Source organism: Paraburkholderia madseniana (assembly GCF_009690905.1).
GTDB classification, from domain to species: Bacteria; Pseudomonadota; Gammaproteobacteria; order Burkholderiales; family Burkholderiaceae; genus Paraburkholderia; species Paraburkholderia madseniana.
Window position 1 is genome coordinate 31003 of sequence record NZ_VOSW01000035.1, and the last position, 26401, is coordinate 57403.

General features: G+C 61.6%; 20 protein-coding genes and 1 pseudogene. 8 read left to right on the plus strand and 13 right to left on the minus strand.

Features of this window, described 5'->3' with window-relative positions; genetic code table 11:
• The first annotated feature begins 163 nt into the window (after nt 1-163).
• Entirely contained in the window at nt 164-1120 is a 957-nt protein-coding gene (locus FSO04_RS19455) for a LysR family transcriptional regulator (RefSeq protein WP_168435750.1), read from the plus strand.
• Between the two features lie 31 nt (nt 1121-1151).
• On the opposite strand, the pseudogene FSO04_RS19460 reads toward FSO04_RS19455, so the two are convergent.
• A pseudogene (locus FSO04_RS19460) lies at nt 1152-1382 on the minus strand (nucleoside hydrolase); the annotation flags it as partial.
• 68 nt (nt 1383-1450) lie between these two features.
• Nucleotides 1451-2395, minus strand: a complete 945-nt coding sequence (locus FSO04_RS19465) for a hypothetical protein (protein ID WP_154561514.1) — start codon at nt 2393-2395, stop codon at nt 1451-1453.
• Between the two features lie 125 nt (nt 2396-2520).
• Between FSO04_RS19465 and FSO04_RS19470 the strand changes: the two genes are divergently transcribed.
• The 4 genes from FSO04_RS19470 to FSO04_RS19485 all read left to right on the plus strand — a co-directional run bounded on the left by FSO04_RS19470 (nt 2521) and on the right by FSO04_RS19485 (nt 9487).
• Nucleotides 2521-3366: a M15 family metallopeptidase gene (locus FSO04_RS19470; RefSeq protein WP_054036462.1), complete on the plus strand. Its 846-nt coding sequence runs from the start codon at nt 2521-2523 to the stop codon at nt 3364-3366.
• A gap of 268 nt (nt 3367-3634) precedes the next feature.
• A complete protein-coding gene (tssM, locus tag FSO04_RS19475) occupies nt 3635-7537 on the plus strand; it encodes a type VI secretion system membrane subunit TssM (RefSeq protein WP_154561516.1) in 3903 nt (1300 codons plus the stop codon).
• Entirely contained in the window at nt 7534-8526 is a 993-nt protein-coding gene (gene tagF / locus FSO04_RS19480) for a type VI secretion system-associated protein TagF (RefSeq protein ID WP_054036464.1), read from the plus strand. The genes tssM and tagF overlap by 4 nt, the downstream gene beginning before the upstream one ends.
• Nucleotides 8527-8530: 4 nt before the next feature.
• A complete protein-coding gene (locus FSO04_RS19485; RefSeq protein ID WP_154561518.1) occupies nt 8531-9487 on the plus strand; it encodes an OmpA family protein in 957 nt (318 codons plus the stop codon).
• Nucleotides 9488-9571: 84 nt separating this feature from the next.
• Here the strand turns inward: FSO04_RS19485 and tssA are convergent, their stop codons facing one another.
• The 9 genes from tssA to FSO04_RS19530 all read right to left on the minus strand — a co-directional run bounded on the left by tssA (nt 9572) and on the right by FSO04_RS19530 (nt 20383).
• The gene (gene tssA / locus FSO04_RS19490; RefSeq protein WP_154561520.1) at nt 9572-10681 is read right to left on the minus strand and encodes a type VI secretion system protein TssA; all 1110 of its coding nucleotides are present in this window, start codon (nt 10679-10681) and stop codon (nt 9572-9574) included.
• Nucleotides 10682-10748: 67 nt separating this feature from the next.
• On the minus strand, nt 10749-13424 hold the full coding sequence (gene tssH / locus FSO04_RS19495) for a type VI secretion system ATPase TssH (RefSeq protein WP_154561522.1): 2676 nt from the start codon (nt 13422-13424) through the stop codon (nt 10749-10751).
• 35 nt (nt 13425-13459) lie between these two features.
• Entirely contained in the window at nt 13460-14554 is a 1095-nt protein-coding gene (gene tssG / locus FSO04_RS19500) for a type VI secretion system baseplate subunit TssG (RefSeq protein WP_154561524.1), read from the minus strand.
• On the minus strand, nt 14518-16356 hold the full coding sequence (gene tssF, locus FSO04_RS19505) for a type VI secretion system baseplate subunit TssF (protein WP_154561526.1): 1839 nt from the start codon (nt 16354-16356) through the stop codon (nt 14518-14520). The genes tssG and tssF overlap by 37 nt, the downstream gene beginning before the upstream one ends.
• 101 nt (nt 16357-16457) lie before the next feature.
• Nucleotides 16458-16937, minus strand: coding sequence for a type VI secretion system baseplate subunit TssE (tssE, locus tag FSO04_RS19510; protein ID WP_054036473.1), 480 nt, complete (start codon nt 16935-16937; stop codon nt 16458-16460).
• Nucleotides 16938-17019: 82 nt separating this feature from the next.
• Nucleotides 17020-17523, minus strand: coding sequence for an Hcp family type VI secretion system effector (locus FSO04_RS19515; RefSeq protein WP_054036475.1), 504 nt, complete (start codon nt 17521-17523; stop codon nt 17020-17022).
• Between the two features lie 72 nt (nt 17524-17595).
• Entirely contained in the window at nt 17596-19086 is a 1491-nt protein-coding gene (tssC, locus tag FSO04_RS19520) for a type VI secretion system contractile sheath large subunit (RefSeq protein ID WP_093638439.1), read from the minus strand.
• Between the two features lie 18 nt (nt 19087-19104).
• Nucleotides 19105-19653, minus strand: coding sequence for a type VI secretion system contractile sheath small subunit (gene tssB, locus FSO04_RS19525; RefSeq protein ID WP_154561528.1), 549 nt, complete (start codon nt 19651-19653; stop codon nt 19105-19107).
• Between the two features lie 37 nt (nt 19654-19690).
• On the minus strand, nt 19691-20383 hold the full coding sequence (locus tag FSO04_RS19530; RefSeq protein WP_154561530.1) for a tetratricopeptide repeat protein: 693 nt from the start codon (nt 20381-20383) through the stop codon (nt 19691-19693).
• A 363-nt stretch (nt 20384-20746) separates the two neighbouring features.
• Here FSO04_RS19530 and tssJ point away from each other — a divergent pair, with 363 nt between their 5' ends.
• The 3 genes from tssJ to icmH all read left to right on the plus strand — a co-directional run bounded on the left by tssJ (nt 20747) and on the right by icmH (nt 23604).
• Nucleotides 20747-21373, plus strand: coding sequence for a type VI secretion system lipoprotein TssJ (gene tssJ / locus FSO04_RS19535; protein ID WP_154561597.1), 627 nt, complete (start codon nt 20747-20749; stop codon nt 21371-21373).
• A 108-nt stretch (nt 21374-21481) separates the two neighbouring features.
• Entirely contained in the window at nt 21482-22828 is a 1347-nt protein-coding gene (gene tssK, locus FSO04_RS19540) for a type VI secretion system baseplate subunit TssK (RefSeq protein ID WP_093638429.1), read from the plus strand.
• Entirely contained in the window at nt 22825-23604 is a 780-nt protein-coding gene (gene icmH, locus FSO04_RS19545; RefSeq protein ID WP_154561532.1) for a type IVB secretion system protein IcmH/DotU, read from the plus strand. Before tssK ends, icmH begins: the two co-directional genes overlap by 4 nt.
• A gap of 117 nt (nt 23605-23721) precedes the next feature.
• Here icmH and zwf read toward each other — a convergent pair whose 3' ends face one another.
• Nucleotides 23722-25203, minus strand: coding sequence for a glucose-6-phosphate dehydrogenase (zwf, locus tag FSO04_RS19550; protein ID WP_154561534.1), 1482 nt, complete (start codon nt 25201-25203; stop codon nt 23722-23724).
• 202 nt (nt 25204-25405) lie between these two features.
• Nucleotides 25406-26359, minus strand: coding sequence for a bifunctional Delta(1)-pyrroline-2-carboxylate/Delta(1)-piperideine-2-carboxylate reductase (gene lhpI, locus FSO04_RS19555; protein WP_154561536.1), 954 nt, complete (start codon nt 26357-26359; stop codon nt 25406-25408).
• Nucleotides 26360-26401: the final 42 nt, after the last annotated feature.

Sequence of the window (26401 nt, forward strand, 5' to 3'; positions counted from 1 at the left end):
TTCTCTTTGCAGCCGGCAAAGAGAAGTAGGTGCCGCCCCGCACAGGGGCAACGCCAATAGACCACTAACAATTCAAGGAAAGGCCAAAGCCCTAAGAACACTGACAAACAAGCGCCGCGCAGGCAAAACCCACACCTTTATTTCACCAACAGGAGTTTGCATCGTGATTGACAGAATAACTGCAATGCGGACATTCATCCGAATCGTGGACACCAACAGCTTCACCCGCGCAGCGGAGTCTCTCAACATCCCTCGCGCGACAGCGACAACCATCGTCCAGAATCTGGAAGCCCTACTAGGCACCGCCCTCCTAACCCGCACGACGCGGCGCCTGAGCATCACCCCTGAAGGCGCAGCCTACTACGAACGCTGCGCGCAGATCCTCGCCGACATCGACGAAATGGAAGCGAGCCTCCGTCACGCAACGGATAACCTGACCGGCCGCCTGCGCATAGAAATGCCCGGCGCGGTAGCAAGCACCATCGTCCTTCCAGCACTGGAAGACTTCCACGCCCGCTATCCGAATCTCGATCTCGCCATCGGCATCAGCAACCGCACGGTTGACCTGATCTCGGAAGCCATCGACTGCAGTATCCAGCTAGGCGAATTGCCAGACTCGAATCTGATCGCGCGGCAATTGGGCACCCTCGAGCACGTGACATGCGCAAGCCCGGCTTATCTGGCCCGACATGGCACGCCCGTCGACCTCGACGATCTGCGCGGACACGTCGCCGTCAATTGCATGTCGCCGCATAACGGCCGCGAAGTCGATTTCGACTTCGAAGTGGACGGCGAAGCGCAAAACGTCAAGGTCAGAGGCTTCGTTAAAGTCAGCGACGAGCAGGCTTATCTCACCTGCGGATTGCAAGGCCTGGGGTTGATCCAGCCCGCGCGAATCGCGGCACAGCCCTACCTCGATTCAGGACTGTTGCGCGAAGTACTGCCGCAATGGAAACCCGTGCCGATGCCGGTCTCCGTCGCGTATGTGAAGAACCGCCGGGTGTCCCCACGCGTGCGGGCCTTCGTCGACTGGCTCGCAGAGTTATTCGAGCAGACCGAACACGTCAATCAGGACCTGTCGCGAGTCCGTCAGTTGTTGCGCGGTCTCCATCCCGCTTGAGGCGGGTTTCATGCAGGCCCGCAACACCACGTCAGTTCGGTAGTGTCACCGGCACCGGACGTGTCAGCAGATCAACGTGGAAATTGAAAAAGCTCGGATTGTCGAAGCGTTTCACCACCGTCATCTTCTGCAAACCCGCCGGCGGGGAACTGGTGTAACCGGTCGACTTGCCGTCATTGGCGCCGAAGCTCATATCCACATCGACCCATTCATCCACCGTCTGCGTCGCGAACGACGGATGCATCAGATACGCCAGCGTCAGCGGTCAGCCGCGCGGACCATGGACCTGGTAGCCGCGAGTCACGAAGACAAGCGGCGCATTACGCGAACTTACGGCTGACGTGCCTGCGGCGCAGCCCCCGGACAAGCCGGGTCTTTACCCCAATGTCCATCGCACACGCGCCAGCGGCACAACTGGTCTTCGAAGAAGCCGCGTTGCCCGCACTCTTTCACGCGTTCGGCCAGCTTGGCGTTCCCAGGCGCAGCCGATGCGCTGACCTTGGTGGCCGTGCTGCCGTCTGCCGCTTTCGCGTCGGCCGGTTTGGTGCGCGCCACGAGCGCAGCCAATAGATCGGCATCCGAATCATCTTTCGAAGCATTACCAGTCGGACGCGATTTCTTCGTTTGAGCGACCGCGGTCGGCGCGCTCGCGTGATGATTGCTTGCGCTCGCGCTTTCCTTCTTGCTGTGCGCCGTCGTGTCGTGTTTCGCATTGCTGGCGACAGCCGTCGAGCTCTTAGCGTGCTTTGCCGCCGGCACCGTGACCGCCGACGCGGCCGCTGCGGACGCAACCGGTGTAGACGCGTTGCTCGGCTCAGCGCCATCGGCAAGGGCGCGCGATAAGCGGCTTTCATCGCCACTTGCAGGCGCACTCGCGGAGGCCGCTGGCGCCTTGCTGTCGCTGTCGTCAGCAACGATCGTGGCCGCTTGCGACGACGCTGCAGCCGGCGCCTCCGCTTTCGCAGTGACCTGCGCAGCACCGCTCGCGGCGGACGCCGGCACAGCAGCTTTCCCTGGGTTGGCGGGCGTGGCCGACGCCAACGACTCCGTCTGCACACGCTGCTGCATATGCCACGCACCCCAACCGCCGGCCGCGATCACCAGCAAGGCGACCAGCAGGAGCGGCGTTTTCGACCGGCGTGGTTTATCGGCAGGCGGCTCGACACGGCCTTCCAGATTCGCGAGGATTCGCGAACCATTGCCATCGGCGCCCTTAGCCTTATCGGATAACAGGCTAGGTGGGGCTTTGGAATTCGAACTTTCCGGCGCATTCATTCACTGTCTCATTGAATCCTGGATTATTTCGCCGTGATAATACCGTTCCGGCTCCTCTCCGAGCAGGCCTGATTCTAAGAGCAAGCATTACAAAATACAATTGTTTCCAATTTCCGGGGTCGACTTTGATTGCCGTAGTACTTCTCGCCTATTTCGCCTTCGCCGTTGTGATCGCCGCAATGCTGCTATTGCCGGCGGTACGCGCCTCTTTATTAGGCGCCGCACTCGCCATTCACGGCCGCGTTATGCGCGGAGCATCTCAAGGTGCTTCACGTGCTCGCGGTCAATTAGTACGTTCGGCAAAAATTTCGCAATCGACTGCAGTCGATATGCAAAAGTTACTGGCAAAGCGGCGCTTGCTGATTTTTACCACCACAGGTATTCTTGCGACGCCGCCATTGGTGGCATTGGCTTTACGCGGTCGGCAATTATTCCAATTCGATGACACTGCACGGGTACCGGACGAGAAAATTGCCGCGTTATTGAATGGCGAACAGCTCGTGCCCCCGCCGCCGCTGCCGCCCGAGGTATTTGCAACGCAGGAAGTGGAGCAGATTCGGCCCGCGCTGAAAGACGCGAGCCGCGACTGGAATTTGCTCGACGCCGATTTCAGAACGCGTTTATTGCTCGTTTACAAAATCATGCACGAGCAGTACGGGTATGAAATGGCATTGCTGGAAGGTTATCGCAGTCCGGAGCGGCAAAACCGCCTGGCGCAAATGGGGGGCAACGTCACCAATGCCGCAGCGTTTCAAAGCTATCACCAATACGGTCTTGCCGCGGACAATGCGTTTTTGCGCGACGGCAAGCTCGTCATTTCAGAAAAAGATCCCTGGGCCATGCGAGGCTATCAGTTATACGGACAGACGGCCGAACAGGTCGGCCTGACGTGGGGTGGCCGTTGGAAATTGATGGATCTCGGGCACGTTGAATATCACAAACCCGGCTTCGTCCTGGGGCGTGGTCATTAAGGCGAAGTGGGCAATAAAGAGGTTGGCAATGGGGCGTTCAAGCAAATTTTCTGGCAAAAATCGGCAATGCCGCATGCATAACGGCATTCGCCCCATCGCCCTCGGCGAAACATTCCATGGCGGATTTAACAATCCGGCCGCATTCACCTTCGCCTGAATATGCTTTCGAATTGTTTCAAACGCGGCGCAGGCAGACTTTGCCCGCGCTCGCGCCATGCTGTTTGCTACACACGCGCCACAACACACATCACCAAGACCTGAACGGCTTATGCGACGCATTCTTAACGTGTTGACCCATACACGCACGCTCTCGATCATCGGCTTGCTCGCGCTCGCTGCTGTTTTGTTCATCGGTGCCGATACCTTGCAGATCGACCTGATGTGGCCTGCCATCGTGCTCGGCGCGGTGATCGCGCTATGGCTGCTGGTCTGGGTGGTGCGCCGCCTGCGCGCACGGCGCGCGAACAACAAGCTCGGCGAGATGCTCGAGCAGCAAGCCGAAAAACAGACCGAAACCGGCCCCGCCCCAACGCCCACGCGCCAGGCCGAACTCGACGTGCTGCGCACACGCCTCGTCGACGCGGTGAAAACGATCAAGACCTCGAAGATCGGTCAGATGTCCGGCGGCTCGGCGCTGTATGAATTGCCCTGGTACATCGTGATCGGCAACCCGGCCGCAGGCAAGAGCAGCGCCGTGCTGAATTCCGGTCTGCAATTTCCTTTCGCCGACAAGAACAACGCCGTGATTCACGGTATCGGCGGCACGCGCAATTGCGACTGGTTCTTCACGACCGAAGGCATTCTGCTCGACACCGCCGGCCGCTATTCCGTGCACGAAGAAGACCGCACCGAATGGATCGGCTTCCTCGGCCTGCTCAAGCGCTTCCGGCCAAAGGCGCCGATCAACGGCATCATCGTCACGGCGAGCATTGCCGAGTTGACCAGCAGCAAGCCCGAGTTCGCGATCAATCTCGCGAAGAATCTGCGCCAGCGCGTGCAGGAGTTGACCGAGAAGCTCGAAGTGTTCGCGCCGGTGTATGTGATGTTCACCAAGGCCGACCTGATCACGGGCTTCACCGAATTTTTCAGCGGCAGCGACCGCCACGAATACGACCGCGTGTGGGGCGCCACCCTGCCCTACGAGCCAGACGAAAAGCGCGACGTGGTGGGTCTGTTCGACGAGCACTTCGAAGAGCTCTATGACGGCCTGAAAGAAATCAGCGTCGCGCAGATGTCGATCAACCGCGGCAACAAGCTCTCGCCGGGCCAGTTGAGCTTCCCGCTCGAATTCTCGGCGATCAAGCCCGCGTTGCGCGCGTTCCTCGCCACGCTGTTCGAAACCAACCCGTTCCAGCACAAGCCGATTTTCCGCGGCTTCTACTTCACCAGCGCGTTGCAGGAAGGCGAAACCAACAGCGCCGCCGCCACGCGCATCGCCAACCGCTTTGGCCTCTCCGCGGACAGTCTGCCCAAGCCGCATAGCGCGTTCTCGAAGAACGGCTTCTTCCTGCGCGATCTGTTCTCCAAGGTGATCTTCGCCGACCGGCAGACCGTCAAGCAGTTCGCCAGTCCCGCCAAGACGCGCATGCGTTATGCCACGTTCTTCGGCTTCGTCGCGGTGCTCGCGTTGGCGCTCGGCGGCTGGACGTGGTCGACGATCGGCAATGAGCAGCTCGCCGACAACGTCAAGGCCGACCTCGACAACGTGGTGCGCCTGCAGCAGAACCGCAATGACCTGCAATCGCGCTTGCAGGCCATGGACATTCTGGAAGACCGCATTGACCAGCTCGAACAATTCCGCCGCGACAAGCCGCTGGCGGTGTCTCTCGGGCTGTATCAGGGCGACCGCCTCGAGCAGCACTTGCTCACCGAGTATTACAGCGGCGTGCGCCAGATCCTGCTCGACCCGGTCTCGCAGAATCTCGCGTCGTTCCTGAAGGACGTCAATGCGCACCCCGATCAGCTCGCGCCGCTGAACCGCACGCCGGACGCCGCCGCGATTCCGGTGTCCGCACACACGGCGATGGCGGCGAACAGCCAGGGTGGCCTGTATAGCGACGCGTCGCCGACCAACGTCGAAGACGCGTACAACGCGCTCAAGACCTACCTGATGCTGAGCGACAAGCGTCACGTGGAAACCGCGCACCTGACTGATCAGGTCGCCCGCTTCTGGCGCGGCTGGCTCGAAACGAATCGCGGCAACATGCCCCGCGACGAGATGATCCGCAGCGCCGAGCGCATGATCACCTTCTATCTGTCGCGCGTGTCCGACAACGACTGGCCGATGATCGACCAGAACCTCGGCCTCGTCGACCAGACCCGTGAAAACCTGCGCCGCGTGGTGCGCGGCATGCCGGCTCGTCAGCGTGTCTACGAAGAAATCAAGGCGCGTGCGTCGACCCGCTTCGCGCCGATGACGATCGCGCGCATCGTCGGCGAAAACAATACGGCGCTGGTGGCCGGCAGCTACGCGATTCCCGGCACCTTCACGCGTGAAGCGTGGTTCCAGTACGTGCAGCCGGCGATTCGCGATGCCGCCACCAAGGAATTGCAGGCCAAGGACTGGGTGCTCAATACCTCCGCGCACGACGACCTGACGCTCGAAGGCAGCCCCGAGCAGATCCAGAAAGCACTCGTGGCGATGTACAAAACGGAGTACGCGATGCACTGGCAGAAGTTCATGCAAGGCATTGCCGTGCAGAGCTTCGGCAGCTTCGGTCAGGCGGTGGATGCGATGAACCGTCTCGGCGACCCGCAGGATTCGCCGATCCGCAAGGTCCTCGAAACCGCGTATGACCAGACTTCGTGGGACAACCCGTCGCTCTTCAACGCGAACCTGAAGCGCGCGCAAACCGGCATGACCAGCTGGTTCAAGAATTGGTTCGCGCGTGCGCCGACCGGCCAGTTGAACGCCAACATCGACATCAACGGCAATCCGGTCGAAGTGCCGATGGGCCCGATCGGCCAGGAGTTCTCGGCATTGGGCCGCATCGTCGTCTCCGGCGACAACGGCTCGATGTTGAAGGGCTACATGGACACGCTCTCGAAGGTCCGCACGCGCTTTAACGTAATCAAGAACCAGGGCGATCCGGGACCGGGCGCGCGTCAGCTGATGCAGCAGACACTCGACGGCAGCGGCTCCGAACTGGCCGATTCGCTGAAGTACGTCGACGAGCAGATGCTGACGGGCCTCACCGATTCGCAACGCAAGGCGCTGCGACCGCTGCTGGTGCGTCCGCTGATGGCAGCGTATGCGGTGGTGATCCAGCCGGCCAGCGTCGAAGTCAACAAGGTGTGGAACGCGCAGGTCTACCAGACCTTCCAGGGGTCGCTCGCGAACAAGTATCCGTTTGCAGGCGATGCGAAGGTCGAAGCCGGCGCCGGCGAAATCGCCCAGGTGTTCGGGCCGGACGGCGCGATCGCCAAGTTCGTCGGCACCACCCTCGGGCCGCTCGCGGTGCGCCGCGGCGACACGCTGACCTCGCGCACATGGGGCGATATGGGTCTCGCGCTGACGCCCGACTTCACCAGCGGTTTCGCGCGCTGGGTGGCGCCGCTTGCCGGCGGCGCGGCGACCTCGGGTGGCCAAAGCTCGGCCGAACCGCAGACCGTATTCCAGATCCTGCCGCAACCAAGCAGCGGCACCACGGAATACACGCTCGCGATCGACGGCCAGCAGATGCGTTACCGCAATACGCCGCCGCAGTGGACCAACTTCGTGTGGCCGAATCCGTCGGGCTCGCCTGGCGCCACACTGAATGCCACAACCTTCGACGGCCGCACGCTGCAACTGGTCAACGAGCCGGGCCGCTACGGTCTGGAGAAACTGATCAACTCGGCGCAACGCAAACGCCGTCCGGATGGCACCTTCGATCTGTCGTGGACGCAAGGCAATGTCACGGTGGCGGTCAGCATGCGCATCATCAGCACGTCGCAGGCCTCGGGCGGCGCCAGCAGCGATGCACCGCAACAGCAAAGCCTGCGCGGCTTGCGGCTGCCGTCGTCGGTAGCGGACGTGAGCGCCGCGGCGAATTCAGTCAATGCGACAGCCGCGGGTGCGCCAGGACCAACAGGAACAGCGGGCACCGTGCCCGCTGTCGCACCGGCCTCACCAGCGGCACGGCCGGCCACGGCCGCCGCCGCGGTTTCGAACACAGGAGGTGCGCAATGACGCAAACCGTGCAGGCGCAAATCGCCTACTTCGGCAAGATCCCGTCGCGCGGCGACTTCGTCAAAAGCGCGCATAACCCGCAATTGCTGGCCACGCTCGACCGCTGGATCGCCGAGGCCATGGAGTTGCTCACTGACGATCCGCGCTGGAAGATCGTCTACGAAAACGCCAAGCCGATGCACTTCGCGTTCCTCGGCTCGCGCAGCAAGCTAGCGATCGCCGGGCATATGGTGGCGAGCCAGGATCAATCGTCGCGCCGCTTTCCGTTTCTTGCCGCCACCGCGCTGGAAGTTGAAAAGCCGCTGACGTTCCTCGCGCACAGTCCGCTGGCCTTCGCGCGCCTGTGGTCGCGTATCGCCTCGCAGATGAAGCCGTTGCTCGGCGTGAGCGAGCCAGCCGGCGCGTTGCACGCGCTCGGCGAAACGCAAGTGCCGATCGAAATCGGCGGCGGTCCGGGCAATCCGCACGACGGCACCTTCAACGACTTCGTCGAGCATCAGACCCTCTCCGGCCTCGAACAGATGCTGCTTGCGAGCGGCCATCCGGTGCGCTTGCGTGGCGCGATGCTGGCGCTCGGTTCGCTGCTGCGTCCGGTGATGCAAAGCGGTTCGTCGCATCTCGAACGCGGGCTCACACTGCCGCTGCCGAACGATCCGTTCTATCGCTCGCTCGTCGCCGCTTTCTGGCTCGAACTGATCGCACCGTTCGTCTCGCAGGCCGATTTCGAACTGGCGATTTTTATCGGCACGATTGCCGAGCGCGAACGGCTCATCATCGGCTTTAACGGTGCCTCGGCCAAAACGCTGCATAGCGTGGTCGATCCGCAGGCGTACGCGGCACACAACATCGATATCGACGATCCCGAGTGGATCGACGAACACGCACAAAACGACCATGGCATCAGCAAGCTCGTCAGCTACCTCGACCAACCGCAACTGTCGTTGCGTGTCAGCATCGACACGTTCCGCGAAGCATTCACGGGAGCGTGACACGATGTTGAGCAAACACACGCGCATTGCCTCGCTGCTGGCGGGCCTTCTCGTCTGCGCACTCGCCCATGCCGACAACGACGGCCCGGCACGCGTCACGCCGGTCGACAACAGCGGCATGGCGATTCGCACGACGGTTCTGCCCGCGCCTTCTTCGGCTCAGCAGGGCACTGCAGGTCCTGCGGTCAGCACGGCCGGCCTCGCCAGCGGTACGACGGGCGGCGGCACCGGTGCGATCAGCGCAGCGCCGCCGCCCGCCAATGCAACGCCGGGCCAGGTGGTGGTGGGCGGAAAGGTGCCGGATGAAGCGACCAAAGCGGCCGTGCTCGCACGTCTGCGCGACACCTACGGCGCGGCCAACGTGGTCGATCAGATCGAAGTCGCCGACGTTGCGACGCCGCCGAACTGGTCCGCCAACGTACAAAAGCTGATCGGCCCGCAGTTGAAGCAGATCAGCAAAGGCCAGTTGAAGATCGACGGCACGCAGATCGACGTGAAGGGCGAGGTGCATAACGAATCGCAGCGCCAGCAACTCGCAAGCGATATGGCGAACGCGCTGAATCCGACCTACACGATCAAGAACGGCCTGCGCGTGAGCGCATCGGAACAGGGCCTGCTCGACCAGACGCTGGCGAATCGCACAATCGAGTTCGAGACGGGCAGCGCGACACTTACGCCGCAAGGCCGCGCGATTCTCGATCAGATGGCGGCCGTGTTGTCGAAGATGCAGACGAAGACGGTGGCGATCATCGGCCATACCGACAACTCGGGCAATCGCACCTCGAATATCGCGCTGAGCCAGGCGCGTGCGGATGCGGTGAAGGGTTATCTGGTCGCGAGAGGCATTCCGCCCGAGCAGATGACGACCACAGGGGTTGGTCCGGATCAGCCGATCGCATCGAACGATACGACCGACGGGCGGGCGCGTAATCGGCGTATTGAGTTTCGCGCGGGGTCTTGAGTTGCTGCTTGCTTGACCTTATGAATTGAAAAAGCCTGGCACCGATTTCGATGCCTGGCTTTTTTGCTTGTGTTCAAGGAAGTTCTAGCTGTTTTCCTCGGGCTTCACGCCCAACAACTCGCGAATATGCGCGAGCGACCCATCGTCCTTCACCACCGACGACAACCACTGATGCAAAGGCATATCCGCGCACTCCGCCGCCTTGTCCGCAAGGTAAGCAGCCGGATTATGCGGCTCGGTGCTGCGAAAGAACTTGGCCACGGCACGCAACTGCGCGACGGCTTGCGCGCGGCTCTGGATTCCTGCAATCGGGCTGATCGTGGTCGGCATGGTCGTCAACACGGGTTCCTCGCGTTGCGGTGAAGTCTTGAAGGTAGGCTCGGCGCGTTCGTGTTCTTCCGGCTTCGGCGCTTTCGGCGGCGACGCTTCAGCGCTGACGCCCAGTTCGCGTGCAAAGCGTTCCGCCAACCGGTAGACGCTCTCGTACGCATCTTTCGCCTGACGGAAACTCGGTGCTGAATCGGCCGCGCGCTGGTCCAGTTGCTGTTCGAGTGCGAGCATTGCCGCTTCGAATGCTTTCAGATCCACCAGCAGGGTCGAATAGAACGCCGGCGGCGTGGCGCGTTTCGACGCCTCGATCTGCTCGATGGAAGGCTTGCCGCGCGCGATGTCGTCGGCGTGATCCGGATCGCGCTTGACCGCTTGCGCGACGTGCGTGGCCACGTCCCAATCGATCGTACTGTACGAGCTGCCTTGCGACGACGTGAGCGGCATCGCCCGCAGCAGATCACCGGTGCGCCCCATCAGCCACGCGACGTTGCCGAGGCGATACTCGGTGTCGTCGCCTTCCGGCAACGGGTGCACGTGATCCCAGTACTTTTCGCACAACCCCGTCAGCAGCGCATACCCTTGCGTGAGACCGGTCACGCCCTCTTCGATGGCCAACGCCTCGGTGAGCCAGACAGCGAGGCGCAGGTCCTTGGTCTGCGTCTGCAGCAGGTTGCTGGAGCGTTCGACCACGAATGGCCAGTCGGCCTCCTTGATATCCGTGACCCATTCGCCTTGATCCAGCGACGGGTCTTCGAATCGGCGCGCGTGCTGAATCGCGTCGAAATCCGCCGAAAACAGCAGGTCGTCGCCACAAGGCGAGGCTTCGCTGATCGGCGCCAGCAGCGTGTTCAGATTAGTCGGCATGACAGAAAGCAATAAGGTTCCGGTACGGCATTAAAACAGATTGGCAGGCAGGCGGGGACTTGCCTGTTCACGCAACCGTGTATTCGAACTCGCCCGCCTCGCTCGCACGGACCGCGATGCGTTCGATCGCGGTGCCGTTGGCAATACGCTCGAGCATCTGCTGCGCGACTTCGGGCAATAGCGTGCCGTTCAGAATGTGGTCCACATTGCGCGCGCCGGAATCCACTTCGGTGCAGCGCGCCAGCACAGCGTCGACGAGCGACTCATCCCACTCGAACACCGCTTTGTGATTCGATTCGATGCGGCGGCGAATCCGCTCCAGCTTCAAGTCGATAATTTCGGCCAGCACGTCGTCGGAGATCGGATAGTACGGCACCACTTTCATACGGCCGAGGAACGCCGGCTTGAACGTCTTGTACAGTTGCGGGCGCAACGTCTCCGCGAGTTCGTCCGGATCGGGCAGTTCTTCGGCGCTCTTGTTCAGGCATGCCTGCATCACCGCCTGCGAGCCGACGTTCGAGGTCAGAATGATCAGCGTGTTGCGGAAATCGATCTCGCGCCCTTCGGCGTCGTCCATCGTGCCCTTATCGAATACCTGGAAGAACATTTCCAGCACGTCCGGGTGTGCCTTTTCCACCTCGTCGAGCAGCACTACCGAATACGGATTGCGACGCACCGCTTCGGTCAGCACACCGCCCTCGCCGTAACCGACGTAGCCCGGCGGCGAACCCTTCAGGCCCGACACGCTGTGCGCCTCCTGATACTCGCTCATGTTGATCGTGACCATCTTGCGTTCGCCGCCGTACAGCACGTCGGCGAGTGCCAGCGCGGTTTCGGTCTTGCCGACACCCGACGGTCCGACGAACATGAACACGCCACGCGGTTTGTTCGGATCTTCGAGACTCGCGCTGGCGGTGCGCACGCGCTGCGCGATCGCATCGAGCGCATGGTCCTGCCCGATCACGCGAGCGGCCAGCAACGGCTGCAGATTCAGCACGGTCTGGATTTCGTCCTTGATCATGCGGCCGAGCGGAATGCCGGTCCATGAAGCGACGATTTCGGCGACCACGTGGCCGTCGACCTGCAATGGGACCATCGGCTGGCCGCCCTGCAATGCATGTAATTCCGCAACACGCGTGGCCAGCGTTTCGCGCGCCTGCTGAGCCTTGTCGGCCTGCGCGGCGTCTGCACTACTTACGCGCGCGGCGTCGATTTCCGCACGCAAGCCGACGATCTCCGTCACCAATGCGCGCTCCTTGTCGTAGCGCGCTTCGTCAACGGCCAGGTCTTTCACGTCTTCTTCACGCAGGCTGCGCAGGTCCGCGAGCCGCTCGTCGTGCAACGCACCGCTCGCCACTTCGCGTTCCAGCGCGGCGATTTCGGCGTCGATGCGTTCGAGTCGCTTCTTCGTGTCGTCGATCGCGGCAGGTGTCGAACTATGCGCGAGCGCGACTTTCGCGCAGGCGGTGTCGAGCACGCTGATCGCTTTGTCCGGCAGTTGACGGCCGCTGATGTAGCGATGCGACAGACGCACTGCTTCGGTGATCGCATCGTCCAGCACGCGGACATTGAAGTGCTTTTCCATCAACGCGGCCATGCCGCGCAACATCGCCGCCGCGAGCGTCTCGCTCGGCTCTTCGATCTTTACAACCTGGAAACGCCGCGCCAGCGCCGCATCTTTCTCGAAGTACTTCTTGTATTCGCCCCACGTAGTCGCCGCGATGGTGCGCAATTCGCCGCGCGCCAAAGCGGGCTTCAGCAGATTCGCCGCGTCGTTCTGCCCGGCCTGGCCGCCGGCGCCGATGATCGTATGCGCTTCGTCGATAAACAGAATGATCGGATGCGGGCTCTTCTTCACCTCGTCGATCACGTTCTTCAGGCGGTTCTCGAACTCGCCTTTGACGCTTGCGCCGGCTTGCAGCAGCCCCATATCGAGCACGTGCAACGCGACTCCTTTCAGCGGTGCGGGCACGTCGTCGGCCGCGATGCGCAGCGCGAGGCCTTCGACCACCGCCGTTTTACCGACGCCCGCCTCGCCCGTCATGATCGGATTGTTCTGCCGGCGGCGCATCAGGATGTCGATCGTTTGGCGAATCTCGCCCTCACGGCCGATCACCGGATCGATCTTGCCTTCACGCGCACGCTGCGTCAGATTGCTGGTGTAGGTATCCAGCGCGGGGGTTTTAGAAGGCGCACCGGGTGCGGAGTCGGTCGCAGCTGCATCGCTTACGGCTTCTGCGGCGTTCTCTGCCTCATTGCTACGTTCGACTTCACGCGACCCCGCGGTCATTTCGTCGAACTTGTGCTTCAGATCCGTCACCCGCACGTCGCGCAGCAGCGGCGACATGCGTTCGGCGAACTGCGCGAGGTCCGGCGCCGTCAACAACGCGAGCAGCAAATGTCCCGAGCGAATCCGTCCAATCTGCGAATCGAGCGACGCGATCAACCACGCCTGTTCGAGCAAATCGATCAGATGCTTCGAAAACACAGGCGTGCGCGTATTGCCGGTTTTCAATCGCTGCAATTCGCGCTCGATATCAGCACGCAAGGCATGTGCGTCGACCCTGCATGCGCGCAGTACCAGCGTGACGTCGCTCGCCGGTTCATCCAGCAGCGCCAGCAACAGATGTTCAAGGTCGACCTCATAGTGACCGCGCGCGAGACAGTTGTTCGCCGCGAGCAAAGCCGCTTGCCGGCAGGTCGGATTCAGTTTGGCGATCAGGGTATTGAGGGACGTGCTCATGTCGTGCGATCCGGGTCCAGGTTCTATCGTTGTAGTCAGTGAATCACATGCAATTCGTAGCGGGCATCCGCACGGTCACGGTCGCCTTCTCTCGTGCACAGGAATGCGTCCCAGCCGAGGCGCGCACCGCCGCTCAGCATGCTGGGTCCCACCTCCTTGCGGCGCAGTACCAGCGAGACCTCATATTCGAGGGTCACGCCGGCGAGCAGCGTCAGCATGCGTTCGAGCGCCACGGCGCGGTCGGCGCCAGGTAAAAACGCTTCGTAGTCGGCCTTGTCGAGCGGCCCGATCACGAGCCGCGCGCGCATGTCGCGTTGCCAGACCCGCTCGCCCGCCAGCGCCGTTGCGCCGAGCGTCGCGTTGACACCGCCGAGCACGGTCAATTGATCGCGCGGCACGTCGTACCATTTGCCGACGAACTGCTCGACCCGCACCCGCACCTTAAAGTACTCGGACAGCGTACGCTGCAGATAGGCCGCTGAAACCGGCCGGTGCCGTGCGGCCAATGCATAACCGGCAATCGCTTCGTCGAATAGCGCGCCGTCGCCGCTTTGCAGACTGTTGCGCGTGTCGTCGTCGGCGACGCCTGCCAACGCCAGCAACAGCGGCAGATAACGTTCGTCGCGATCCAGTTCGTAGTGAAACGGCAACCGGTACTTCTTCCACGCCGCGTAGAACAGCGCAGTCGCGCGATTCGAAAACACGTCGAAGAATTCGCGTGCGGCCCGGTCGCGCTTGATCTGCTCACGCGCGATGATCTGCTCGGTGTAATGCAGCGGCAACGCGCCCTGCCCGCCGAGCAAACCGAAAAACGCCGGCGTGATATCGACCTTGTGAAGCGAACCCGCTTCGAGCGCGGCGGTGCGTTGCGGCTTCTCTTTCAGCGCCGTGCCTTCATCGTCGTAAGACTGTGCGCTGTGAATTTCGCTAGGCGGAAAAGACATCGACAGCGAATTGCGAAAGGCAATCCGCTGCGCGACGATTTCGCCGGGGCGTCCATGACTCGACGGCGTTTGTTGCGCGAACCACTTCTCGAGAATCCGCACCGCCTGAAAAAATTCGAAGCGATGCGGTTCGTCGAGAAGTTGCTCGACTACGCCAGGATCGATTCGCCGCTGCGCGGTTTGCATCGCAGAATCTCCTCGCCGGTGCGCTTCGACACGACGACCAGTTGCACAAAGCTGTTCAGATGCACGTACAGCCCGAAAAACGTATCGATCACCCGCACGAACGAAGCGAGACTCGTGCCGACGAAATGCTCTTCGTCGATCGTCAAACGAATCTCGATGCCGCGCACGAAAGTTGCAAACGGCTTGCCCGGCAACCATTGCACCGCTGCGCGCTGTTCGATGCCGACCAGACCGTCGATATGCCGCGCCGACACCGCCGTGCGCCGCAAATCGTAAAGCACCAGCATTTCCTTCAGCGCCGACAGGCCGCTATTGGCGAGCGACACATGATTCAGCGCCAGATGCGAAATCAGCCGCCAGTGCGAGGCGCGCCCGCGTTCGAAACGCACGCTAGGCGTCGGCCTGCGCAGCATTGTGATGCTGCCGGTCAAGGAGCCGCCTTCCAGAAACAGATCGCCGCCTTCAAGACCCACGGCGAGGCCGGCCGGCAGGTCGCGATTGGTACACGTCAGATCGAGACTCAGCGTATCGGTCTGCGGCGCGGCCGGCTCGAAGTCGATATCGACGATCGAGATTTCGGTCTCGTAGCCGGGGCTTTTCTGCGCGACCCAATCGTTGCGACGCGCGAACCAGTAGTGTCCCGCACGCGCCGCTTCGCCGTGATGCAGCGAATAGAACGGCCGGAATTCGATCACCGATTCTTCATGCGCCTGCTGCCGGACGAGTTTCACCGAGTCGATCGAATAGACTTCGTACGCGAATGCCCGGCGCGCTTCGGCGATCACCGGGTACGAAATCGCCTGGTGACTGACGCGGATCGGCTCGCCGTGCTGTTCGAACAGATTCACGACCGGCGTGCAGAACAAGCGGAAATGATGCGCGGACAACGAATCCAGCAAGCGCGCGACGTGAGAATCGCTGCGCACTTCCTTGAGTACGATGTGCAGCGTCAGACGCTGGCAGCGACCGCTCGCGCGCGTCATCGCCGCCAGATCGAAATCGGTGAAGTTGAATTTTTCGGGGAAAGCAAAGTATTCGGTCAGCAACCGGTACGCCGGATGTGATTTGGCCGGATAGTCGATCAGCGCATCGTCTTCATCGAAACCGGCTTGTACGACCGGCGATTCGCGCAGTTGCGTCCACACACCGCGGCGGTCGGCTTCGACATAAGTGGCCATCGCGTTGACGAACAGGCAGTCCGCCAGCGCCGCGATAAACGACTGTTCGCCGTGCAGGTGCGTGCGCAACGTGCCGACTTTCAATGCGGAGAGATCGAGCTGCGCAGCCGTGGATTCGAACGTGATCGACACGATCGCCGTAGCGTTGCCTGGCAGGACGGTCGCGCTCGGCGCCATGGCCACCGATGTGTACTTCGCCTCCGAGATCCGGATCGGCGCCAGCGTCACGTCGTAGGCGGTCCGGAAACGGCATTGCACGCCGCGAATCGGTCGCGACTTGAGTTCGGTGCCACGCTCGACCAGCACCGGCTCGGTCAGATGGCTGAGCGCGGCCGAGGTGCCCAACTGCGCGATCGAGCACGATGGAAACGGCCGCAAGTAGTGCGGATACAGCACTTCCAGCAGCGCTTCGGTGAATTCGGGGTAATCGTCGTCGAGCTTCTTGTTGATACGCGCGCCCAGGAGCGCGAACGATTCGATCATCCGCTCGACGTGCGGATCTTCGCAGTGCTCGCCCGACATCGCGAGGCGCGCTGCGATCTTCGGATAGCGCTCGGCGAAATCGCGCGAATAGCGCCGCAAAAATGATAATTCGCGCTCGTAATACGGCAGCAATTCTTCCATCGATCTATCCCCGAACCTGAACCATCGCCGCCTGATCAGTCGCTGCCGTTGCGCGTTAACGGCGACGACAAAGCGGTACTCAAAACACTAAAACGCAGGTACTAAAGCTTCGCGCGTGCGCGCGTCACCGAATACTGCAGCGTGGAAGGCTGCAGCATCGCATCGAAACTCACCGGTTCTTCCGCCGGGTGCACCACCAGCAACGCCTGAATCGCAAAGTTCAGCGCGTTGGTGGATTGTTCGTTCAATTCGAGCGTGACCGCCACCTGCTGCAAGCGCGGCTCATGCCGTGCGATGGCCTGTTGAATCGATTTGCAGATAAACGTGCGGTCGTAGTGACTCGCCAGGCTCAAGCCCGCGAAATCGTTCAGCCCGTACGTGAGCACCGAGCGCTGACATTCCGGCAGCGCCGCCAGCTCGTGCTCGGTCAGGGCAATCCGGGTGTTCAGGATTGCCTCGACGTCGCGCGCAACGGTGGCCTTCAGCTCGTCCAACGACAATTGCCGCATCGCCGGGGAAGCCGGCAGATGCGGTTCGTCGTCGAACAGCTTGTCGAGAAAGCTGGGTTCGAAGCGTTTCATCAGCGTCCGAAAAACCGGTTCGATGCGAGGCGCGCGCGGCGGGCGTCAGCCTTTTCAGGCGCGCGCCGCGTGCGCCCCGGCATCAGACCGCGTACGTCTTGTCGTTCTTCGTCAGGCTCCATGCGCCTTGCGCGTTGCCGCCCTGGTTGCCGCCGATCTTCTGCTGCGTGTACTTCCACTGCACTGCAGCGTATTTCAGCGAGAACTGTTCGGTCGGCAGGCCTTCGCCCACCACGCTTGGCGTAGCGCTCGAGATGATCACGTACTTGAGCTTCACTTCCAGGTACTTGATGCGGTTGCCTTCGCCATCCGAACGCATGAAGTCGATCGTCACTTCGTCGAACGTCGTGCCGCCCGATGCGTGTTGATAGATCAGCGGGCTGACCACGTCGATGTCTTTCGTGAACTGCATGTCAGCGTGCTCGCAACGCTCGGACGTGTGACCGCCCGCCGTTGAAGCCGTTGCCGAACGCGGTTGCGTAATCGAGTGGCTCCACGAATCGATTTCGATCCAGCCAGCATGATCTTTATCGGCAGACTCGCCTTTGATCGCCGGATTGCCGAATTTTAAATAGATGTCCTTCATAACTCATCGACTCCCCAAAGAGGTGGTTTTAACAGCCTGCCCGTGCGGCCGGCACGGGCTTTCTGACTTCGTTTATGAATTTGCCGGTTTCGGCAGGTCAGCGACAAGCCGCAAAGAGATCGACAGCTCGTCCAGTTGAAAGTGCGGACGCAGGAATGCGACCGAACGATACGCACCAGGTTTGCCCGGAATCTCCGAGACCTGTATCGATGCCTCGCGCAGCGGAAACTGCGCTTTCTGCTCCTGAGTCGCGTTGTCGTCCAGCAGCACGTACTGCGAGATCCAACGGTTCAGGAATACTTCGACGTTCTGCGCCGATGCGAAGCTGCCGATCTTGTCGCGCATCATCGCCTTCAGGTAGTGCGCGACGCGCGATACCGAGAAGATGTACTGTAGCTGCGCGGACAGCACGGCGTTCGCATTCGCGCTATCGGTGCTGTATTTCTTGGGCTTCTGCACCGATTGCGCGGCGAAGAACGCGGCGTAATCCGAATTCTTGCAGTGCACGAGCGGAATGAAACCGAGGTCGCTCAGTTCCTTTTCGCGGCGATCGGTAATCGCGATTTCGGTCGGGCATTTCAGCGCAACTTCGCCGTCGTCGGTCTTGAACGTGTGGGTGGGCAGGTCTTCAACCAGACCGCCGCCTTCCACGCCGCGAATCGCCGCGCACCAGCCGAAGTCGTCGAATGCAGCCGTCAGGCGGGCGGCAAATGCCCACGCTGCGTTACACCACAGGTATTTGCTGTGATCGGTGCCGTCCACGTCTTCGACGAAGTTAAAGCCTTCCGCCGTGGCGCCGTCTTTCGGATTGAAAGGCAGGCGGCCGAGGAAACGCGGCAAGGTCAGGCCGACATAGCGCGAGTCTTCGGAGTCGCGGAACGACTTCCACTTCGCGTATTCGACGGTATCGAACACTTTGCCGAGATCGCGCGGCTTGCCGAGATCGGCAAACGTTTCGAGACCCATCAGTTCAGGCGACGCCGATGCGATGAACGGTGCGTGCGCCGCAGCTGCGACATGCGCCATCTGTTCGATGAAGTACACGTCTTCCGGCTGACGCGTCACTTCGAAGTCACCGATGATCGTGCCGAACGGCGCGCCACCGAACGTACCGAACTCTTCTTCATACACCTTCTTGAAGAGTGCGCTCTGGTCGAATTCGATCGCGTTCTTGAAGTCGCGCACGAGGTCGCGCTTCGGCGCGTGCAGCGCCTTGATCTTGACCGTCGAGCCGGTATTGCTTTCCTTGCACAGATAGTCGAGGCCGCGCCACGTGCTTTCCATGCGCTGGAATTGCGGTGCATGCATCACCGCGCTCAGTTGCGCAGAGATCAGGCGGTCGAGTTCCGCGACGCGCGCGTCGATGGTGGCCGACAGGTTGTCGGACATGACCACCGTGCCGTCGAGCACCTGGTGGACGAGCTCGCCGATCAGGTCTTTCGCGCGCGCGTGTTCGGAATCGGACTTCGCCACGCGGCTTTTCTCGACGATTTCGTCGAGCAGCGTGGATTCCGTGCCGCTCTGCACGCTGGCGAGTTGGGCTGCTGCCGTTTGCTGGTTCATCTCACACCCCGTACGTACTTATTCGCCCTGCTTGTCGTGATCCGGCGCGCCGGCGTGCTGGTCTGCTGCGTTGCCCTGATCTTTCGCCAGCGTCTGCAACTGCTGCGTGTTGTTGAGCACTTCGCTCAGCAGGTCCTCGAGCTTGTCGTTGCCGGCCAGCTTGTTGCGCAGGTCGGCCAGCTTCGAACGCGCATCGAGCAGACGGCGCAGCGGTTCGATCTGCGCGACCACCTCATCCGGATTGAAATCGGCCATCGACTTGAAACGCAAGTCGACTGCAAATTTGCCGCCCGCCTCACTCAGGCGGTTTTCCACCTGAAACGCAGCGCGCGGCTCGATCGCTTTCATCACGTCGTCAAAATTGTCGCGGTCGATATTGACGAACTTACGATCGCGCAACTTCGGCTGCTCGACTTCGGACTGCCCTGCCAGATCGGCAACCACGCCGACGACGAACGGCAACTCCTTTATCTCGATCGCATCGCCGCGCTCAACTTCGTACGTCAGTTGAACGCGCGGAGGCCGCACTTTTTGCAAACGCTTCTGAATACTTTCTTTCTTCGCCATCGTCGGCTCCCGGATGCAGATAGGTCAGGCGTGTGGATCAGCGCAGCGCGCTGAACGGGTCGGACGCGCCGCCGCTTTGTGCGGCTTTGGCGGGTGCTGCAGGCGCAGCCGGGGCGGCAGGCGCCGCGGGGGCCGCCGGCGTAGCGGCCGGAGCCGCTGCGCTGGTGGTGGCATCCGGCGTATCCCCGGCCTTGCCCTTGGCAACGACGTGGCGAACGATGCGCTTCTTCTTCACGGCCGGCTTGTCGTTCGGGTCAGGCGGGAACAACGTGGCTTCGCCGAGCGTGTCGCGCAACTGCTTGGCGAGCGCTTGCGCGTCCGACTTCGCATCACCCGCGAGCGACGCATCCTGACGCAGTTCGCCGAGCGATTGCGTGGCCACGCGCAGGCCGGCTACCGCCAGCACGCTCTTGGCCTGACGATCCGTCTGGTCGCGCTGCAGCGCTTCTTGCGCGGCGACGATGGCCTGACCGTAGTGACCCTGAGTAAACTGGATCTGCGCAATGCGCGACCACGGTTCTTCACGGGTCGGATCGGATTTTGACAATTGCTGATAAAGCGCGATGGCGCGATCCTGATCACCGCCCTTGGCGACGGTATCCGCGTCCGCGAGTTGCTTATTAAAAGCCTCCGGTGTGGTCGCTGTGTTGTTGCCCTGTGTCGCGCAACCGGCAATCACGCCGCATGCCAACACTACCCCAGATAGTTTTACTAACAGACGCTCATTCATCGTTTTTCACCGACGTGCGATTTTTTTAATTCAAGGAGAAACCGGAGTTTTGCTTTGCTTCAACTGCGCGGGTATAGTACAGGCCAATTTTCGATAATTCAACTTTCGTGTGAAGAAGCATTGCACAAAAAAAATGCATGTGGATGATTTAAACGAAACATGCAGAAATTGTTTCCTGGCGCAATAGCCGCATTGTGGAGAGCGGAAAAAATTTCCGCCTACCGACCTGCAAACACGCGAGTGCCATAGAACAATGCACTTTGCATAAAGCGGCATTACGCGGCATAGCGTTGCTGCAAATTTGCGGGATTGAATTCGTTATTGATGTTTTGACGGGGGACGGCGCCGAGCCGGTCGATGTATATGAATTCGCGTCTTGTTCGCCATGCATCGCTATTGATTGCAACCGCCGCGGCGTGCGCGCTGCTGGGCGGCTGCGCGGCCGCCGTGCCGGCGCTGGGAGCCGCTGCCAACGCGGTTTTGCAGGCGAGCGGCCTCGGTAAGCCCGACGTACCCGATGCGCAAAAGCCACCACGTAATGTCGGCCTCACGTTATACGCCGCGTCAAATCTGAATGCCGCCAATGACAACCGCCCATTGGCGCTGGTCGTGCGGCTTTACGTGCTGAAAGACCCCACTTCATTCCAGCAGGCGCCATTCGACGCCTTTACCGATCCGGCCAAGGAAAAGACCATACTGGGTGGCGATCTGCTGGGCGTGCGCGAAGTGACACTGATCCCCGGTCAACGTTACGTCGTCACCGAAAAAGTCTCGCGTGAAGCGCAGGCATTCGGTATCGTCGCTCTATTCCGCGATCCGGCCATGCAACGCTGGAAATTCGCCTTCGACCCGGCGAAGTCGGAGAAATCCGGCATAATGATCGGCCTGCATAACTGTGCAATGACGGTGACCAACGGCACTGTGATCCCGCCAGAACAGGGATTGCCCGCCCAGCCGTTGAATATGCTTTCTTCGGTAAGCTGCGGCTAAAGATGCCGTGCAAATACGATTTAACAGTTTTTAGAGAATTAACAATGTGGCGTTCGAATCGTTTATCTCCGGACGCGTCACACGCTGAACGCATATAACAGGTTTGAGATGAGTTATTCAGCAAAAGTGCTCTGGGGGGAAGGCCTGTTTCTGAGGCCGCAGCATTTTCAGCGTCAGGACGCCTATCACGAGGCGCGCCTGTTCGAATCGATCCAGGCGATCCAGCCGTACAACTGGGGCGTGCGTTCGGCGCGCTTCGACCGCGACGCACTCGGCAGCAACGTGCTGCGCGTGAGCGAACTCTCGCTGGTGTTTCCGGATGGCGCGCTCTACTCAGCGCCGCAAGCCGACGGCCTGCCACCGCCGATCGCGCTCGACACGCTGCCAGACGGCATCAACGAATTTACCTTCTATCTCGCGCTGCATCCGTTGCGCGAAGCCGGCGCGAACTATTCACAAGACAGCAATGCAGGCTTCGTATCGCGTTACGTCAGCGAGCAAACACCGGTGGCCGATCATTTCACCGACGCCGCCGAAGCCGACATCACCTTCCTGAAGACCAGCGTCAAACTCATTGCGCATAGCGAGCCGCGCGACCAGTTGCTGTCGGTGCCGCTCGTGCGCGTTCGCCGCACCGCCACCTCGGGTTTTGAAATCGACGACACGTTCGTGCCGCCCTGCCTCGCGATCGATGCGTCGCCGATCCTGCATCAACGGCTGCGTCAACTGATCGACGCGCTGCAGGCCAAGGTCAACGCACTGTATGGTTTTCACCGCGAGCCGACCAAGAACATCATCGAGTTCCGCTCCGGCGACATCGCGTCGTTCTGGCTGCTGCACACCGCGAGCGCCGCGTTTGCCTCGCTCGCGCATCTTTATCAGCATTCGGCGCTGCATCCTGAACGCCTGTTCCAGGAGTTGCTGCGTCTGGCCGGCCAGTTGATGACGTTTTCGAAGGGCTATGCGCTGTCCGACCTGCCGGCTTACCGGCATGACGATCCCGGCCCCGGCTTTGCGCGTCTCGACACGATCCTGCGCGATCTGCTCGAAACCGTGATCTCCACGCGTTACTTCGCGATCGCGCTCGAAGAAGTGCGTCCGTCGTTCCATGCAGGCCGTCTCGACTCGGGCAAGATCGACGACAAAACGATGTTCTACATCGCGGTGTCCGCGGACATGCCAACCGCTGAACTGGTCGAAGCCGTACCCGCCCGCTTCAAGGTCGGCGCGCCGGACGACGTCGACAAGCTGGTGCTCTCGGCCATGCCGGGCGTGCGCCTCGTCTACACGCCGCAAGTGCCGCCCGCCATTCCGGTGCGGCCGGGCGCATGCTACTTCTCTTGCGAATCGCGCGGCGCATTGTATGACCGCATGTTGCAGGCCCAATCGGCAATGATCTACGCGCCGTCGGGCATCAACGATCTTCAACTCGAACTGATCGCCGTCACATCATGAGCTACGCGCCTTCCCTGTTTGGCGGCAGCACGCCTGCCGCGACGCCCGCCCCCATGACCGAGCCGAGCTATCAGGTCCGCTCGCTGCTCGATCTGCTCTACGACGGCTTCTTCATGCTGTTTCTGTTGAAGAACGGCCGCGAGCCTGGCGACGCGCACGAATTCAGCCAGCGCATCCAGCAGTTTCTCGGCGACTTCGAGCGCGGTGCGAAAAAGCTCAACGCGTCGGCGGAAGATGTCTCCGCGTCCAAGTTTGCGTTCTGCGCCGCCATCGACGAATCGGTGTTGTCATCCACCTTCAAGATCCGCACGGAATGGGAGCGTCGGCCGTTGCAACTGGTGCTGTTCGGCGAGCAACTGGCAGGCGAGAAATTCTTCCAGTATCTCGAGGAATGCCGCGCGCAGGGTGCCGCGCGTTTACAGTCGCTCGAAGTGTTCCACATGTGCCTGCTGCTCGGCTTCCAGGGCAAGTATCTGCTCGAAGGACCGGAGAAGCTCGCCTATCTGACCGCACGCATCGGCGACGAAATCGCGCATATGAAAGGCAAGCGCGCACCGTTCGCGCCGCATTGGCCGCTGCCGGATCAGGTGGCGCACCGGCTCAAGCGCGAGGTGCCGTTGTGGTCGATCGGCGCGGTGTTCGCGCTGGTTGGGCTGCTCGCTTATCTCGGCCTGAACACTTACCTGAAAGATCAGACGTTGCGCACGCTCGCTCCGTATTCGCAGGTGGTCAAGCTCGGCCCGCAATCGGCCACGTTGACGATTTCGCTGCCGTAAATCAGAACGGCAACGCGTAACGAAAAAGGCGGCCCGTGAAAACGGGCCGCCTTTTTTAGTGCGAGACGAACGCTTCGAAGCGTCGACGTACCGCCGACGCCTGACTGCCTGCTCCGCTTACTGCGACTCTTCCGCCCACACGGCGTTTTCACGCGCCATCAGCGCCGTCGACGCAGCCGGCCCAAACGTGCCTGCCGTATAACCACGCGGCTTGTCGCCCGACTTGGCCCAGCCATCCAGAATCGGTTCGGCCCACGCCCATGCGGCTTCGAGTTCGTCACGGCGCATGAAGTGCGTGAGGCGTCCGCGAATCACGTCGATCAACAAACGCTCGTATGCTTCCGCGCGACGCTCGGTGAAAGCCTGCTGCAAGTCCAGGTTCAGATTCACCGGCAACATGTGCATGCCGCTGCCGGGTTCCTTCGCGAGCATCTGCAACTGGATCGACTCTTCCGGCTGCAACTGGATCACGAGACGGTTGCCGTAATTGCGCCCACCGCTCGGAATGATCGAGAACGGCAATTCGGAAAACTCGATAACGATTTCCGATACCTTCTTCTGCAGACGCTTGCCGGTGCGCAGGTAAAACGGCACGTTGGCCCAGCGCCAGTTGTTGATATGCGCGCGCAGCGCGACGAAAGTCTCGGCGCGGCTGCCGGCCGGCACATTGTCTTCCTCGAGGTAGCCCTTCACCGGCTCGCCGTTTACCGCGCCGGCCGTGTACTGGCCGCGCACGGTATCGCGCGCGATATCCTCGGGCGTCATGGGGCGCAGCGAGCGCAGCACCTTGAGCTTCTCGTCGCGCACCGCATCCGGATCGAGCGACACCGGCGGCTCCATGGCGACGATGCACAGCAACTGCAGCAAGTGGTTCTGCACCATGTCGCGCAGCGCACCGGTTTTATCGTAGAAGCCCGCGCGGCTGCCCACCCCGACCTCTTCGGCCACGGTGATCTGCACGCGCTTGATATACGGCGCCTGCCACAACGGACCGAAAATCGCGTTGCCAAAGCGCAGCACCATCAGGTTCTGCACGGTTTCCTTGCCGAGGTAATGATCGATCCGATAGATCTGCGCCTCGCTGAAATGCTTGCCAACCGCCGTGTTGATCTCCTGCGCGGACGCCAGATCGTGGCCCAGCGGTTTCTCGAGCACCACCCGCGAATTCTCGTCGACCAATCCCGCCGCCGAAAGGTTTTCGCAGATATTCGTGAACAGATCCGGCGAGGTCGCGAGATAGAACACGCGCCGCACGCCTTCGCGCGACACTTCCTTCAGACGCTGGTAGTCCTCGACCGAATCGACGTCCATGCGCACGTACTCGAACAGCGCGAGGAATTTGTCCCAGGCGGTGGCATCGAACGCCTTCTTTTCGATGAAGGGCTTCGCCTTCGCTTCCATGAATTCGCTGATGTACTCCTCACGCGACCACGGCTTGCGGCCGATCGTGAGAATGCGGGTGTCCGGCGGCAGATTGCAGTGCAGATGCGCCATGTAGAGCGCGGGCAGCAGCTTGCGAAATGACAGGTCGCCGGTGCCGCCGAAGATGATCATGTCGAGCGGCAGGTTGGGAGTGGCTGAAGCGTGTTGGGTCGTCATAGCGCGATCGCAGCGTCGTGGTAGGCGTCAAGTCAACAGACAAAGGGCAAAAAACGCCGGCGGACCGGCGCTTTTTTCTGGCAAACGCCTATGGTGCAACGTTTTGAGATTGTTTGCACGGCAACATGTGCCGCAGGTTGGCGCAAGATGCCAACCAGGACCTGCGAACCGCAACGTGCCGGACGCTGCGAACGGTCCGCGATCAGGCGCCTGACAAGGCTTCGCGCGCCACGCGGCAGGCCGCCAGATCCCACGCCGCGCAGCCGACACTTTTAAAAACAATCGGTTGTTTCGACGGCAACAAAGCGGCGTTGTCCACCACGGTGGCAATTCCACCGACCCGCGCCCAATCGACACCGGCCTGAATGAAATCGCCGGCTTCATGCCTCGCGCCGGCTTCGTCGTCGACGAACAGCGCGCTGCCTGCGATCGTGCGCGCGCCGATCTCGACCATAGCCGGCGTGAACGCGCCGACGCCGATCACGAGCCGGTCCGCGCGCGCGGCTTCGTCGTAGACGGCCTGCTTGCTGGTGGTCAGCGCAATCACCACGTCGATCGAATCAGGGATGGCCGCGTTGGAGTCGGCCAGCGGTCGCAGTTCGTGCGCGCTGCCGCCATGCGCACCCTGCGCAGCATGTGCGGCGCAAAACGCTTCGGCCCGCGCGGGCGCACTGCCCTTCACCCACACGCGAGCGTCGGGAAACAATTCGCCGATCGCTTCCAGATGATTCACCGCCTGCGTGCCGGTGCCGATCAGCAGGAATTCGCGCGGCCTTGCCGGCGCGAAAGTGCGTACGCCGAGCATCGACATCGCCGCCGTGCGGCGCCCGGTCACCGTCGGGCCATCGAGGATGAAGAGCGTCTCGCCGGTATCGGCGTCGAAGGCCATCACCTGGCCGTGGATCGTCGGGATGCCGCGTGGTCGATTGCTCGCGCATACGTTGACCAGCTTGTGGATCGCGAGATCGGGCGCGGTGGCCGGCATCGATAGCATGATGCCGCCCTCGTTGAGCGGCACGACGAGCCGTTCAGGACTCACAACCCGTTGCTGTGCGTAGTCGATGCTCGCACGCCTCAATGCGTCGACGAGCGTCGCGTACGGAATCAGCCGCGCGGTGGCGGCAGCGTCGAAAATCTGTGTGGTCGGGCGGGTCATAAGCGGGCTTTTCCTGTCCAGGCGAGTTGATGCGTTCGATTC

Coding starts and splice junctions, on each gene's coding strand:
- FSO04_RS19465 (WP_154561514.1), bottom strand. CDS start 2,395: ATGAATGCGCCGGAAAGTTCGAATTCCAAAGCCCCACCTAGCCTGTTA.
- tssM (WP_154561516.1), top strand. CDS start 3,635: ATGCGACGCATTCTTAACGTGTTGACCCATACACGCACGCTCTCGATC.
- tagF (WP_054036464.1), top strand. CDS start 7,534: ATGACGCAAACCGTGCAGGCGCAAATCGCCTACTTCGGCAAGATCCCG.
- FSO04_RS19485 (WP_154561518.1), top strand. CDS start 8,531: ATGTTGAGCAAACACACGCGCATTGCCTCGCTGCTGGCGGGCCTTCTC.
- tssA (WP_154561520.1), bottom strand. CDS start 10,681: ATGCCGACTAATCTGAACACGCTGCTGGCGCCGATCAGCGAAGCCTCG.
- tssH (WP_154561522.1), bottom strand. CDS start 13,424: ATGAGCACGTCCCTCAATACCCTGATCGCCAAACTGAATCCGACCTGC.
- tssG (WP_154561524.1), bottom strand. CDS start 14,554: ATGCAAACCGCGCAGCGGCGAATCGATCCTGGCGTAGTCGAGCAACTT.
- tssF (WP_154561526.1), bottom strand. CDS start 16,356: ATGGAAGAATTGCTGCCGTATTACGAGCGCGAATTATCATTTTTGCGG.
- tssE (WP_054036473.1), bottom strand. CDS start 16,937: ATGAAACGCTTCGAACCCAGCTTTCTCGACAAGCTGTTCGACGACGAA.
- FSO04_RS19515 (WP_054036475.1), bottom strand. CDS start 17,523: ATGAAGGACATCTATTTAAAATTCGGCAATCCGGCGATCAAAGGCGAG.
- tssC (WP_093638439.1), bottom strand. CDS start 19,086: ATGAACCAGCAAACGGCAGCAGCCCAACTCGCCAGCGTGCAGAGCGGC.
- tssB (WP_154561528.1), bottom strand. CDS start 19,653: ATGGCGAAGAAAGAAAGTATTCAGAAGCGTTTGCAAAAAGTGCGGCCT.
- FSO04_RS19530 (WP_154561530.1), bottom strand. CDS start 20,383: ATGAATGAGCGTCTGTTAGTAAAACTATCTGGGGTAGTGTTGGCATGC.
- tssJ (WP_154561597.1), top strand. CDS start 20,747: ATGAATTCGCGTCTTGTTCGCCATGCATCGCTATTGATTGCAACCGCC.
- tssK (WP_093638429.1), top strand. CDS start 21,482: ATGAGTTATTCAGCAAAAGTGCTCTGGGGGGAAGGCCTGTTTCTGAGG.
- icmH (WP_154561532.1), top strand. CDS start 22,825: ATGAGCTACGCGCCTTCCCTGTTTGGCGGCAGCACGCCTGCCGCGACG.
- zwf (WP_154561534.1), bottom strand. CDS start 25,203: ATGACGACCCAACACGCTTCAGCCACTCCCAACCTGCCGCTCGACATG.
- lhpI (WP_154561536.1), bottom strand. CDS start 26,359: ATGACCCGCCCGACCACACAGATTTTCGACGCTGCCGCCACCGCGCGG.